At 49.6% G+C, this 13,676-nt stretch carries 14 protein-coding genes; 4 read left to right on the top strand and 10 right to left on the bottom strand.

Annotated features, from left to right (window positions below):
* Positions 1-21: 21 nt before the first annotated feature.
* Genes AB8S08_RS01180 through AB8S08_RS01165 form a run of 4 tightly spaced genes read right to left on the bottom strand, consistent with a single transcriptional unit; the run spans position 22 to position 2,223 of the window.
* On the bottom strand, positions 22-582 hold the full coding sequence (locus AB8S08_RS01180) for a DUF1415 domain-containing protein (RefSeq protein ID WP_369743134.1): 561 nt from the start codon (positions 580-582) through the stop codon (positions 22-24).
* Positions 583-592: 10 nt separating this feature from the next.
* Positions 593-1,510, bottom strand: coding sequence for a M14 family metallocarboxypeptidase (locus AB8S08_RS01175; protein ID WP_369743132.1), 918 nt, complete (start codon positions 1,508-1,510; stop codon positions 593-595).
* Positions 1,511-1,527: 17 nt separating this feature from the next.
* Positions 1,528-1,944, bottom strand: coding sequence for an MAPEG family protein (locus tag AB8S08_RS01170; RefSeq protein WP_369743130.1), 417 nt, complete (start codon positions 1,942-1,944; stop codon positions 1,528-1,530).
* Between the two features lie 54 nt (positions 1,945-1,998).
* A complete protein-coding gene (locus AB8S08_RS01165) occupies positions 1,999-2,223 on the bottom strand; it encodes a YheV family putative zinc ribbon protein (RefSeq protein WP_369743128.1) in 225 nt (74 codons plus the stop codon).
* A 71-nt stretch (positions 2,224-2,294) separates the two neighbouring features.
* On the opposite strand from AB8S08_RS01165, the gene AB8S08_RS01160 reads away from it, so the two are divergent.
* Both AB8S08_RS01160 and AB8S08_RS01155 read left to right on the top strand, forming a co-directional pair.
* Entirely contained in the window at positions 2,295-4,205 is a 1,911-nt protein-coding gene (locus AB8S08_RS01160; RefSeq protein WP_369743127.1) for an ATP-binding cassette domain-containing protein, read from the top strand.
* A 9-nt stretch (positions 4,206-4,214) separates the two neighbouring features.
* Positions 4,215-4,442, top strand: a complete 228-nt coding sequence (locus tag AB8S08_RS01155) for a YheU family protein (protein WP_369743125.1) — start codon at positions 4,215-4,217, stop codon at positions 4,440-4,442.
* On the opposite strand, the gene cysQ is transcribed toward AB8S08_RS01155, so the two are convergent.
* Positions 4,423-5,280, bottom strand: coding sequence for a 3'(2'),5'-bisphosphate nucleotidase CysQ (gene cysQ, locus AB8S08_RS01150; protein ID WP_369743123.1), 858 nt, complete (start codon positions 5,278-5,280; stop codon positions 4,423-4,425). The two genes, AB8S08_RS01155 and cysQ, sit on opposite strands and share 20 nt — an antisense overlap.
* Positions 5,277-5,825, bottom strand: coding sequence for an ADP compounds hydrolase NudE (gene nudE, locus AB8S08_RS01145; RefSeq protein ID WP_369743121.1), 549 nt, complete (start codon positions 5,823-5,825; stop codon positions 5,277-5,279). The genes cysQ and nudE overlap by 4 nt, the downstream gene beginning before the upstream one ends.
* A gap of 104 nt (positions 5,826-5,929) precedes the next feature.
* Here nudE and sthA point away from each other — a divergent pair, with 104 nt between their 5' ends.
* Complete coding sequence (gene sthA / locus AB8S08_RS01140; RefSeq protein ID WP_369743120.1) at positions 5,930-7,336, top strand: Si-specific NAD(P)(+) transhydrogenase; 1,407 nt, start codon at positions 5,930-5,932, stop codon at positions 7,334-7,336.
* 10 nt (positions 7,337-7,346) lie between these two features.
* Here sthA and envZ read toward each other — a convergent pair whose 3' ends face one another.
* The 3 genes from envZ to greB all read right to left on the bottom strand — a co-directional run bounded on the left by envZ (position 7,347) and on the right by greB (position 9,997).
* On the bottom strand, positions 7,347-8,669 hold the full coding sequence (gene envZ / locus AB8S08_RS01135) for a two-component system sensor histidine kinase EnvZ (protein WP_369743118.1): 1,323 nt from the start codon (positions 8,667-8,669) through the stop codon (positions 7,347-7,349).
* Between the two features lie 11 nt (positions 8,670-8,680).
* Positions 8,681-9,421, bottom strand: coding sequence for a two-component system response regulator OmpR (ompR, locus tag AB8S08_RS01130; protein ID WP_110076634.1), 741 nt, complete (start codon positions 9,419-9,421; stop codon positions 8,681-8,683).
* 102 nt (positions 9,422-9,523) lie between these two features.
* The gene (gene greB, locus AB8S08_RS01125; protein ID WP_110076635.1) at positions 9,524-9,997 is read right to left on the bottom strand and encodes a transcription elongation factor GreB; all 474 of its coding nucleotides are present in this window, start codon (positions 9,995-9,997) and stop codon (positions 9,524-9,526) included.
* A gap of 120 nt (positions 9,998-10,117) precedes the next feature.
* On the opposite strand from greB, the gene AB8S08_RS01120 reads away from it, so the two are divergent.
* Positions 10,118-12,460, top strand: coding sequence for a Tex family protein (locus AB8S08_RS01120; protein WP_369743116.1), 2,343 nt, complete (start codon positions 10,118-10,120; stop codon positions 12,458-12,460).
* A 59-nt stretch (positions 12,461-12,519) separates the two neighbouring features.
* Here the strand turns inward: AB8S08_RS01120 and AB8S08_RS01115 are convergent, their stop codons facing one another.
* Complete coding sequence (locus AB8S08_RS01115) at positions 12,520-13,674, bottom strand: acyl-CoA desaturase (RefSeq protein WP_369743115.1); 1,155 nt, start codon at positions 13,672-13,674, stop codon at positions 12,520-12,522.
* Positions 13,675-13,676: the final 2 nt, after the last annotated feature.

Here is a 13,676-nt window from a genome sequence, read left to right as displayed (position 1 = left end):
CTCAGTAGTTAGTCACAGATGTTAAGAATTATCGGCAGGGGGCTCGCCAGCTTTAATTTTATGCAGCAAACGCTCAAAAAATGCGGCACCTTTACGGCGCGCGAAAGCTATATTGCGCTCCGGGATCAGTTCAGGTTGATCAAAGTTATCCAGTGCCTCGGCCAACTCATCTTCACGCAAAATATGAAAGATAGGATAAGGTGCACGGTTAGTATAATTGGCAGGGTCATCTTCAGGCTCACCGGCGAAGCAGTAGGCTGGATGAAAACTAGCCAACTGAAACACTCCTTCGTAGCCTTCTAATCCTAACAACTGATTAGCTAAGTCTAAGGTATCTAAATAATCGCTAAATTCGGCTAAAGCATCGGGCACTATCACCAGCGCTGTGGCCACTTCAGGATGCTCATCTAAAAACTTACACTCAGCCACCACGGCCGCCAAGATATCCTCGACCGCAGTAGCGTTGCACACCTGATAGTTAATGCGTTGAGCTTCAATTTCTTGCCGGGCAAACGGGCAAATGTTGTACTTTACAATCACTTGCCACAACCAGCGTTGGGTAACCTCAACCACCTGCTGCATGTTTCACCCTCTAGGCTTGGTCACGCAAATAGTCCAAGCCACCTACGATCGCAGCCACTTGAGCTAAGATGCATTGCTCAGGGGTGGCATTAGCGCTATCAGGATAAACCTCGGTAGTGGTTACATAAGGTGCATCGGTTAAGCCCATACACAATCCGAGTTCGCGGCCAGCGTAATGAATCACGCCTTCTTGCTGTAATTCAGCCCCAATGATTTTACCTTCGTCGTCCGCTGGGGCGATATGAGTTACTTTGCGCACGGAGTCGATAATGGCACGCTGAAACTCTGGCGTCGGAATTTCTGAGTTACCCACCGTATAAAAACCATCCGGAATGTTCCAGTTGGTATTAACAGTGCCATCAAGAGCGGCTTTCGCCGGACGAAATTCGCTATTGTCGGTATCGGTCGTTTCGTGCAGATCAAAATGAGCTAAAAATTGCCATTGCTGTTGGCCTAGATAATCCATGATGTTGGCACATTCAGCCGCAGGGCTAGGTGCTTTAAAGGACCGGTTAGGGTCTATCGCATGGGGGTTCCAACGATTGATGGTTTCGTAGCCCCACGGGCTTAGACAAGGTGCGACAACCAGATTAAACCACTGACTGTAATGCTCAGCTTGGGTTTCTAAAAACCGCAGAGCGCCATGTACACCACTGGTCTCATAGCCATGCACCCCGCCCGTAATTAATACAGTAGGCTTGTTTGATTGCCAATCGCGGGTTTTTACTGCAAACAACGGGTAGTTATTCGCTGGATATTCAATCAGGCCATATTGTTCTACATCAAAACGTTCATGCAAAGCGTTGATAGCGGGTACCACGTCCTCAAAATAAGAACGCTTGAGCTGCTGGGCTTGTTGCCATTCGAGTTTCTCTGCAGGCCCCCAAGGTTTGCCCGGAGTACCAATTGGATATTGACGTTCAACCATAATTTACCTCGTGTTCGTTAAGCCCCAGCCAAGACCATCGCTGCTTGCACTAACACTGCAATGTTTGCCACCACGCCCACAATGAAAAAATAACTACGTGGGCTGGGGTTTTTCTCGGTTGCTATCGCATAATACAACACCATGTGAATGATGCGAATAATAGCATAGAGCCACACCCAAGCGACGAACCACTGCGACTGCACTCCACTCAAAATAGCGAGTAACACGGCGGCGGCAAAAAAGGGAACGTTTTCGATAGAGTTCTGAAAGGTGCGATGAGCTCGGAACACAAAGGAATCATGGCTGAGTTCTGCGCTGATTTTACCCGGTACAGCTCCTGGTGCTGCTGCTTTGAAGCGACTGGCCACAAACCACTGTACCATCACCGTCACTAAAATGACCCACAGGCCCCATAATACCCAATCTACAATCATGCTAATTACTCCCTTGTTGTTGTTATTCTCTCCCGCATCTAGCGAGTTCTGAATCTATTCTGGTTTAAAAAACCCGATCACCTGCCCCGCGGGGACTTTTTCGGGTTGTTGCGCTGATGCAGGGGCCGGTGCCGCTGCTTGACGCTCCTCAAATTTATGCCCGCATTGCACACATTGCACCTGTTCTTGCTGATTTACAATAGTCAGCATCAGGGTATCTTGGGCCTGGCATGCTGGGCATTCTGCCCCAGCAATAAAGCGTTTCCTAGTTCGAGTCATATTCACCTCTTATGGTATCGGGTATAATTGTCGCAGAAACCTAGCACAAACACCAAGTTCAGGAACTCGTTATGATACAAATGCGCGCCATGTCATTAATGCGCGGTGGCAAGTTATTGTTAGAAAATGCCGATATTACTGTCTTTCCGGGGCACCATGTGGGCCTGGTTGGGCGCAACGGCACCGGTAAATCATCACTATTTGCCTTGCTGCGGGGCGAGCTACAAACCGAACAAGGCAGTTGCGAATTGCCACCGGCATGGCGTATTGCTAGCGTGAAACAAGAAACCCCAGCGTTAGATCAAGCCGCCCTTGAGTATGTGCTAGATGGCGATACTGAACTGCGCCACTTGCAACAGCAACTAGCTGATGCTGAAGCTCGCCACGACGGTCATGCCATTGGCTCCTTACACGATGCCTTAGCTACCATTGGTGGTTATGATGCCAACGCACGGGCTGCCGCTCTATTAAACGGTTTAGGCTTTCAACCCGATCAGATTTATTTACCGGTGAAGGCTTTTTCCGGCGGCTGGCGCATGCGCCTGAACTTGGCACAAGCTTTGATTGCGCGCGCAGACCTACTGTTACTTGATGAACCGACCAACCACCTCGATGTTGACGCCATTTTCTGGCTAGAAGATTGGCTGCAACGGTATCCGGGTACGCTGATGGTGATTTCCCACGACCGCGACTTTTTGGATGCGATTGCCGGACAAATCATTCATATCGAGCACCAGCGCGCTACCAGTTACAGTGGCAATTACAGCAGCTTTGAGCGCCAACAAGCAGAACAGCTAGCGCAACAACAAGCGCAGTTTGAAAAAGAACAAGCTCAGAAAAAGCATCTACAGAGCTACATTGACAGGTTTCGCTACAAAGCCAGCAAAGCCAAGCAAGCCCAGAGCCGAATTAAAGCGTTAGAGCGCTTACAGGCAGGAGCCCCCCTACGTGCGGCGAGTGGCTTTCAGTTCAGCTTTAAAGAGCCGCCTCAATTACCTAACCCTTTACTAACCATGCAGCAAGTGCAAGCGGGCTATGGTGAAGGTGATGCCGCGGTAACTATTCTAGCCGATATTAGCTTTAATTTAGTGCCGGGGAGCCGCATCGGTCTGCTCGGCCGCAACGGTGCGGGTAAATCAACATTAATCAAATTGCTAGCAGGGCAACTCAAACCGCAAGTGGGCGTGGTGCAGTTGAACCCCGGAGTGCGACTTGGGTATTTTGCGCAACACCAATTAGAACTGCTTGATTTGCATGCCAGTGCACTCTTGCATCTACAACGCTTAGATCCAACCGCCAGCGAACAGCAGTTGCGCGATTTTATCGGTGGTTTTGGCTTTTCCGGTGATGCCGCAACCGCTGCGGTGGGGCCTATGTCCGGCGGTGAAAAAGCACGCTTAGTGTTGGCTCTGATTGTCTATCAAAAACCGAATATGCTGCTATTGGACGAGCCTACCAACCATTTAGATAGCCAGATGCGCGAAGCCTTAGTTTTTGCTTTACAAGACTTTGTTGGCGCTATGGTGATTGTCAGCCACGACCGTCATTTATTGCGTACCACGGTGGATGAGTTTTATCTGGTAGCTCATCAACAGGTGCAGCCTTTTGCGGGTGATTTGGATAACTACCACGAGTGGCTCAAACAGCAAGCCAGTAGCGCCAACGCTGATACCACCGACGGTAGTAGCGGTAAGGCCGACCGTAAAGCTGAAAAACGCCAGGCCGCTGAGCGCCGTCAAGCACTCAAACCGCTGAAGGATAAGGTGACCAAGGCTGAGCAGAAACTCGAACAAGTAAGTGCAGTGTTAGCCGAAATCAATCAGTTGCTTGCTGATAATAGTTTGTATGAGGCCGCCAACAAGGCTCAACTGACTGAGCTTCTACAACGTCAGGCCGCACAACAACAAGCCTTACAAGCGGCCGAAGAAGCCTGGATGGAAGCAGAAGAGGCGCTCCACCAAGCCAGTGAACAAGATAACTAAGGAGATTTCATGCTGATCCCATGGCAACAACTTGATGCCGAAACCTTAACCGCGCTGATCGAAAGCTTTGTACTGCGCGAAGGCACTGATTATGGCGAGCAAGAAAAATCACTCGCTGCCAAAGTTGAGGATGTACGGCGGCAGTTAGAGCACAAACAGGCGGTGCTGGTCTGGTCTGAACTGCACGAAACCGTGAATATTATGGCCGCTGATGAATTTAACTCAGGTGGTGAGTAAACACTTGTTGCCATGGCACCTTGGCATCACCTAACACGATAAAGTTTGGATTGCCTAAGCTAGTTTCGCGGTTGTAGCTTAAGGGCTGAAAGTATTCATCGACAATACGACCGCCAGCTTCGCCTACAATAACTTCTGCAGCGGCAGTATCCCACTCGCCCGTTGGCCCCACCCGCAAAAAGCAATCAGCGCTGCCTTCAGCCACAAGACAGGCTTTTAAAGAGCAACTCCCGGTAGCTACCGTGGTGTAGCTGCGTGCGGCACTCATCCGTTGCAGCACCCGGGCTGGCGGCTGGCGGCGACTCATAGCAATGGTAATAGCTTCTTGCTCCGGTTGGCTAAATTGGCGAACTTGCAGGCGTTCGGTGCCCGCCGACGAGATCTTCACTGCTCCTTGCCCGCGCTGGGCGCAATACAAGGTTGCGGTTGCCGGCCAATAAATCACCCCAAGCACCGGCTGATGTTGCCCCGGTTGTGATTGCTCCACCAATGCGATAACAATCCCAAAATCGCCGCTACCAGCGATAAATTCTTGCGTGCCATCAATAGGGTCAATTAACCAATAGCGTGACCATTGCTGGCGTTCGTCCAAACTCAGGTGTGAGCCCTCTTCCGATAAAATCGGAATGGTCTTATCTAAGGCTGTTAAGCCATCAATGATCACCTGATTGGCAGCATAATCGGCGCTGGTGACCGGCGATTCATCATCCTTCGCATAAGTTTCGTAGGCTTGATTCTGGTAGATATCCATCACCACAGCACCGGCTTGGCGAGCCACCACACAGGCACCATCAAGTAACTCAGCTAATTCTGCTACATCCGTATCGGCTCGTTTCATGCGTGTCCCTCGCGCAAGGTCATTAATAACGCGGCTATGCTGCGTGCTTCAGTAAAATCAGGCTGGGCCAACAAGGCATCGATGTCATTGGTTGACCAAGGCACCAGTTCTAACGGTTCTGGCTCATCACCTTGCAACTGCTCGGGATAGAGATCTCGCGCCACAAAAATATGCATGGTGGCAGCAAAAAACTGCGGCGCCATAGTCACACTCTTCAGCGGAATCAGCTCTCTTGCGCCATATCCTATTTCTTCTTTAAGCTCGCGATTCGCGGCCTGTTCAGGCGACTCGCCGGGGTCGATTAAACCTTTCGGAAAGCCCAACTGATAATTGTGCAAGCCGGCCGCATATTCGCGCACCAACATCAGGGTATCCGCCTTTAAGAACGGCACTATCATTACGGCGCCGCGACCACTACCCGCCATGCGCTCAAATTGGCGTTCTTGCCCATTACTAAAACGCAAATCGACCGCCTCAATTTTGAGTAACCGACTTTGCGCCACAACTTGACGAGTTAAAATTTCTGGAACTTGTTTGCGCGCCATGATGATTCCATTAACTAGCTTGACACATCGGACGTTATTTTTTCCGCGACAATGGTACTATAACGATAAAGCGCAAATGGGTACAACCCACAAGGAGCATTCATATGGCGACACCCCCTATTCAGTTTGATGCGGTAGTGATTGGTACCGGCCCCGGCGGCGAAGGTGCAGCAATGCAATTAGCTAAACATGGCCGTCGAGTTGCCGTGATTGAAAAGTACGATTCGATTGGTGGTGGCTGCACTCACTGGGGCACGATCCCATCAAAGGCACTGCGGCATTCGGTAAGTCGCTTAATTGAATATAACAGCACGCCCTTGTTTGCCGGCGAAAAAGTTCACCGCGGGCTAACCTTCGCCGAAATTTTACGCCATGCACAAGGGGTGATTGGTAAGCAGATTCGTTTACGCAGCGGTTTTTACGAGCGCAATAACGTTACTGTGCTGCATGGGGTGGCTAGCTTCGAATCAGCCCACGAGCTGCGCATTACCCAAGCCGATGGTACTTATGAAATCATTGGCTGCAAACAGATTGTAATTGCTACCGGTTCACGCCCTTATCACCCTCAGGATGTCGATTTTAGTCACGAACGCATCTACGACTCAGACACAGTATTGCAACTCAAACATGAACCACGCAGCATCATTATTTATGGTGCTGGGGTGATTGGTTGTGAGTATGCCAGTATCTTTCGGGGGTTAGGCGTTAAAGTAGATTTAATCAATACTCGTGAACGGCTGCTATCGTTTCTTGATGCAGAGATCTCTGATGCGTTAAGCTATCACTTGCGTAACAGTGGCGTAGTGATCCGTCATAACGAAGAATACCAAAGCATCCGCGGCCATGAAGATGGGGTGACTATGTACACCCAGTCTGGTAAACGTATCGATGCTGATTGCCTGCTGTTCGCCAACGGCCGCTCTGGTAACTTTGAGCAGTTGCAACTTGATACAGTGGGTTTAACCACCAATCATCGGGGGCAGTTAGAAGTAAATAAGCACTATCAAACTGCCGTTGATAACATCTATGCTGTGGGGGATATTATCGGCTATCCGTCGCTAGCAAGTGCGGCCTATGATCAAGGGCGTATCTGTGCCACCGCCATGCTCTTTGGTGACTGTGATCAGCGCTTGATCAGTGATATTCCTACCGGAATTTACACCATTCCCGAAATCAGCTCGGTGGGCAAAACTGAAGAAGAATTGACTGCGCAAAAAGTACCCTATGAAGTGGGCCGTGCGCAATTTAAGCACCTGGCTCGAGCGCAAATTTCTAATATGTTGGTAGGGAGCTTAAAAATTCTGTTCCATCGCGAGACCAAACAAGTGTTAGGGATTCATTGCTTTGGCGAACGCGCGGCTGAGATCATTCACATCGGCCAGGCCATTATGGAGCAACAAGGTGAAGGCAATACCATCGAGTACTTTGTAAACACAACCTTTAACTACCCAACCATGGCTGAAGCCTATCGCGTGGCAGCACTTAACGGCTTAAACCGAGTAAAAAATTAATCGTTAAGAGCTAGACCACCGCCGGCAATTCAACCCGGATGCATAATCCACCAAGCCGTTGACTGGTGCTAAACACCACGCGGCCTTGGTGGCGTTCGACAATTCGTTTCACAATCGCTAACCCCAACCCAGAACCTTTAGCGGCGCGGGCCGTGTCACCTTGAGTAAAAGGCTGAATCACTTTCGCTACTTGCTTGGCAGGGATACCCGGGCCATTGTCACAAACCTTAAACCACACTCGCTGCCGACTTTGGTCATAACCCGTTTCGATAAGTACCCGTCCATTACCGTAACGCTCAGCGTTCTCGAGTAAATTTTGCAGCACCCGCTTAATGGATATGGCACGCACTGCAACATCGGGTACCTCGGTGTAAATCACCTCGATCTTGCTGTGCCAATTTTCGGGACTATGGCCCACCACTTCTTCAACTAGATAATTCAGATTATTACGCTCGTTATCGGCTACAGTATCAATGCGAACATAATCAATAAATTGATCAATAATGGCGTTCATATCATCAATATCATTAATGATACTTTCAGCTAAATAATCTTCATCCGGTGGCATCATCTCTGTCGCCAAACGAATCCGTGTGAGTGGTGTCCGCAGATCATGAGATACCCCTGCCATCAGTAAGGCGCGGTCTTGCTCAAGTTGGCGTACCCCTTCTGTCATTTGGTTGAAAGCCCGAGTTACTGCCACCACCTCGGTCGAGCCTGCTTCTTTAAGTTGATCTGGGTATTCGCCGCGACCGATACGTTTAGCTGCTGCTTCTAGGGCCTTGAGCGGGCGGTTTTGCCACGTTGTAAACAGCATGCCGCCGAATACGCTTAACAAACCAATCAGGCCTAGATAAAAGAGTAACGGTGAGAACCGTGCTTCATCAAACTTATCCAGATCTATCACCAGCCAATAGTCAGGAATCGCAGCCGTTTTTATCCACACTCGATACACGTCGCCCTGTGAAATACGAACTTCGGTATCGGCCTGCAGCAATTCTGACATTTGTGCGGAGAGAAAATTATAACGAGAGGTTTGTTGCAAACCTCGCTTCACCGCTTCTAACTCAGACAGCGGCAACACCCCGGTGGCGGCAGTGTAGTCCTGGACCAACTGTTGGTGCTCAGCACGTGCCCGTTCACTCTGTTGCAGCCAAGTATCTAGCACTAAGATGCCCTGCACTTGGCGCGCCACCACACTACTGATTTGCTGCATACTGGGTTTGACGACATACAAACCAACCATCACATACGATACCAGTTGGTTAATCAGCAGTACCACCGCAATCAAAGCAACGGTGCGAGCAAAAGCTGAGCGAGGTAGTAGGCGCATCGTGACCTTAATTACTTAGATTTATCAGCTGTCGGTGCTTTACCATCTGGCACAAACACATAACCTAGACCCCACACAGTCTGGATGTAACGCGGATTAGCCGGGTCTACTTCAAGCATCCGCCGCAACCGTGATACCTGCACATCAATACTGCGCTCTAACGCACTGTAATCTCTGCCTCGGGCCTGATTCATTAGTTTATCCCGTGACATCGGCTGGCGTGGATGAGTCACCAAGGCTTTGAGTACGGCAAACTCGCCACTTGTTAGTGGCATCTGCTCGTCGCCTCGATACATTTCACGGGTACCCAAATTAAGCCGGAACTCACCAAACACGATTTCTTCATCTTGCGCCGCCGGAGCACCGGGGATTTCATTACCACGGCGTCTTAGCACCGCCCGAATACGGGCCAGCAGTTCACGAGGATTAAAAGGCTTGGCCAAGTAGTCATCTGCGCCTAATTCAAGGCCGATGATACGATCCACTTCGTCCCCTTTGGCGGTGAGCATCACAATGGGAATATCATTGTTCTGTTGGCGTAAGCGCTTACAAATAGTTAGACCATCTTCACCGGGAAGCATCAAATCTAGCACCATCAGGTGAAAGTTTTCACGCTCTAGCAACCGATTCATTTGCTCGCTCTCGGCCGCACTACGAACATAAAAACCTTGTTCTTGCAGGTAACGCTCTAACAAACTGCGCAACCTTGCATCGTCATCTACAACCAGTATTTTAAAAGTAGTTTGGCTCATTATTTAGTGCTCTTATTATGACTTACCTGAACTATAAAAGATGCCTACCATAATTACCAAAATTGGCTTGTAAGCAAACATGTCGAAGCGCAACCCCTGCGGCTATGACTCATACTCAATGGTATGTACTAGCCAGTACTTAGTGCCAGTGGGTGTTGCCACAGTCACCTCATCATCTACTTGTTTTTTCAACAGTGCGCGAGCCATCGGTGAGTCAATCGAGATGTAATCGTTGCGGCCATAGATCTCATCCGGCCCCACGATACGAAACCGGCGCTGTTGCCCACTCTCATCTTCAATCACCACCCAGGCGCCAAAAAAGACTCGGCCTTGTTGTTGTGGCGAGTAATCCACTATACGCACTTCTTCGAGTCGTTTACGTAAAAATCGCACGCGGCGGTCGATTTGCCGTAACAGTCGCTTATTCTCCTTGTAATCAGCATTTTCGCTGCGATCACCAAGGCTTGCCGCCCAGGCTACTTTCTGGGTGATTTCAGGACGGTATTCGCGCCACAAATAATTGAGTTCATCGGTTAATTTAGTGAACCCAGCACGGGTAATCAAATTTGTCTTCAACGCCTAATCCTTGCTTGGCAAGCTACTGATAGCAAGCATCTTAAGAGGTTTAATTTGAGAATGCTAGCACCTCTATAGACTGGTATACTTGGCCCCAATTTTCAGCTAACGAGAGAAACCATGAGCTCGATTACCCAGCAAATTGCGACCGAATTAGCGGTAGGCTCGCAGCAGATCCAAGCTGCTATCGCGCTATTAGATGATGGCGCTACCGTCCCTTTTATTGCCCGTTATCGTAAAGAGGCTACCGGTGGCCTAGACGACACTCAGTTGCGCAATTTAGCCCAGCGCTTAACTTACTTGCGTGATTTAGAAGACCGGCGCCAAGTTATTTTGGCCAGTATTGCCGAACAGGGTAAGTTAACTCCTGAACTAGCAGCCGCGATTAAGAGCACCCAAGCCAAAACCGAACTAGAAGACTTGTATTTACCCTACAAGCCAAAGCGTCGCACTAAGGGGCAGATCGCGATAGAAGCAGGGCTAGAGCCCTTGGCTGAGACCTTGTTTACACAACCGCAGCAACAGCCAGAATCCTTAGCCGAGCAATACATTAATGCCGAAGCTGGGTTTGCTGATAGCAAAGCCGTTCTTGAAGGTGCGCGTTTTATTCTGATGGAGCGCTTTGCCGAAGATGCGGCCCTATTGAAGAAAGTACGTGAATATTTGTGGCAACAAGCGGAAATTGCTAGCACCGTTGCCAGTGGCAAAGAGCAAGAGGGAAGTAAGTATCGCGACTACTTTGCCTTCAGCGAAGCACTTAAGAAAATCCCTTCGCACCGAGCCCTAGCGCTGTTCCGCGGGCGCAATGAAGGGATCTTGCAACTGAAGCTGGTGGCAGATCCACACCAAGAGGATGCTAAAGCCCCCAGTTACTGTGAACACATTATTGCTAGCCATTTGGGCTGGCAGCACCAGCAGCGTGCCGCGGACGCTTGGTTGCAACAAACGATTCAATGGACTTGGCGGATTAAGATCTTGTTGCACATGGAAACCGAACTCTTTGGCGCGATACGCGAACGAGCTGAAACCGATGCCATTCAGATTTTTGCCAACAACCTAAAAGACTTACTGATGGCAGCACCAGCTGGTGCGAAAGTGACCATGGGGCTTGACCCAGGCGTACGTACCGGGGTGAAGGTTGCCGTAGTAGATGCTACCGGCAAAGTCCTTGCCACCAACACCGTGTTTCCTTTTCAGCCGCAAAACCACGTGGATAAATCGCTTCGGACTTTGGCGACTTTGTGTAAGCAATATAAAGTTGAACTGATTGCTATCGGTAACGGTACTCACTCGCGTGAAACCGATAAATTGGTCGGCGATATGCTTAAAGCACTACCCGAACTCAAGGCGCACAAGGTTATTGTGAACGAGGCGGGTGCCTCGGTGTACTCGGCTTCTGAGCTTGCGGCGCAGGAGTTTCCTGATTTAGACGTATCGCTACGCGGCGCTGTCTCCATTGCCCGACGCCTGCAAGACCCACTGGCAGAATTGGTGAAAATTGAGCCTAAATCTATTGGTGTGGGCCAATACCAACATGATGTGAGTCAGGCGCAATTGGCGCAAAGTTTGGATGCTGTGGTAGAAGACTGCGTTAACGCCGTTGGAGTAGATATCAATACGGCCTCGGCGGCGCTATTAGCACGAGTGGCTGGCCTATCGAAATTGGTGGCACAGAATATTATTGCTTACCGCGATACCCACGGCGCGTTCGAGCAGCGCCAGCAATTATTAAAAGTGCCGCGCATGGGGCCCAAAGCCTTTGAGCAAGCCGCCGGCTTTTTACGCATCATGGGCGGTACTCAACCTCTGGATGCTTCGGCGGTGCACCCAGAGGCTTATCCGGTAGTCGAGCGCATTGCTCAGAGCAACAACAAGCAAGTTGCTGAACTCATAGGTGACTCTGGGTTCTTAAAGACCTTGAAAGCGGCCGATTATGTCGATGATAAATTTGGTATTCCAACCATCATCGATATTTTGCGTGAGCTGGATAAGCCAGGTCGCGACCCACGCCCTGAGTTTAAAACAGCCAGCTTTAAAGAGGGTGTCGACAGTATTAACGACTTAACTCCAGGCATGACGCTAGAGGGTGTGGTGAGTAACGTTGCTGCCTTTGGTGCCTTCGTTGACATTGGCGTGCATCAAGATGGGTTGGTGCATGTGTCGGCTCTTTCAGACAAGTTTGTAAGCGATCCGCGCGAGGTGGTCAAAGCGGGTGATATCGTGAAAGTCAAAGTACTCGAGGTAGATGTCGCACGTAAACGTATCGGTTTAACCATGCGTTTAACCGATGACCTCCCTGCCCCGGCTCCGGCGGCTAATGCGGGTAGTGCGGGTAAAAGTGCCGCTAAGACGAACCGCAAAGGTGCGCCAGCTCGCGCATCAACATCACCAAACAAACCGGCCGCTACAAATTCAGCGATGGGTTCGGCTTTTGCCGATGCCTTTGCCAAAGCTAAAAAGTAATAAAAAAAGCCCTACTCATGCTGAGTAGGGCTTTCTTATCTGTTCAGCAACGGTTGCTGTTAGCTCGCAGATACCAACTTCAACTGCTGCTGAAATGCTCGTTTATGCGCCATAAAGGTAGCACGCAACTCTTCCGCCCGGTGCTGTAATTCAGCCATCGTAGGTAGGTGCACACTATCAGCTAAAGCTTTGGCTTTAACGTCTAACAGCTGCTTACGCACTTGATAGTACTCGCGTAATTTAGCCATCAACACATCATATTCTTCGTGCCATTTAGCTAAGGTTGTCTCACAGGAGACTTGTGCTTTTTGCTTGGCCTTTTTGAATTGCATTTCTAGCCGGGCTTTTTCAATTTGATAACCATTGGTGCGCTTAAGATCACTAGTTAAACCAAGCCATGAACAAGCTCGAATCAACCATTTAGTTGGATCAAAGTGCCACCAGCGAATGCCGTTGCGATAATCCGCTGAAAAGATATGGTGGTAGTTATGGTAGCCTTCACCAAAGGTTAATAAAGCCAGTACTCCGTTATCACGCGCGGTGTTGCGGTCAGTGTAAGTTTGCTTACCCCAGACATGCGCCAGCGAGTTGATAAAGAAAGTGGTGTGATGATTAATCACTAAGCGAGCCACGCCTACTAGGAGCACTGACCCCCAGATATCACCCACTAACAGACCGAACAGGATGGGCCAGCCAAAACTAGTTAACAAGGTTAAGGTTAAGTAGTTACGGTGCTGCCACATGACGATTTTATCTTGTTGCAGATCTTTTACGTTATCGTAGTTGGTGTAACGCGAAGCTTGGTACTCACGCAGCATCCATCCGATATGCGAATACCAGAAACCACGTTTGGCTGAATAGGGATCTTTGTCGTTATCATCGACATGCTTGTGATGTTCACGATGATCTGAAGACCAATGTAACGCACTGTTCTGTACGGCTAATGCGCCACCTAGGGCAAACAGCACGCGTAACGACCAGTGTGCGTTGTAGGCTCGATGCGCCCACAAACGATGGTAACCCGCAGTAATTGAAATACCGGCAAAACAAATGGTTGCCAACATTCCCACAATCAATGCGGTAGAGAATCCGTGCGTTATTGCATACCAAGGCACAGCAACAACAGTAATACCAAAGGTAATTGCGAAAACTAACGCATTTAACCAAATGATAGGGGGTTTTTCAGCGGCTGCTGAATTATTTTGTGCAGACATAA

It is taken from the genome of Pseudidiomarina sp. PP-1MA (genome assembly GCF_041200125.1).
GTDB lineage: Bacteria > Pseudomonadota > Gammaproteobacteria > Enterobacterales > Alteromonadaceae > Pseudidiomarina > Pseudidiomarina fusca.
This window is presented reverse-complemented; position numbering and strand designations above follow the sequence as displayed.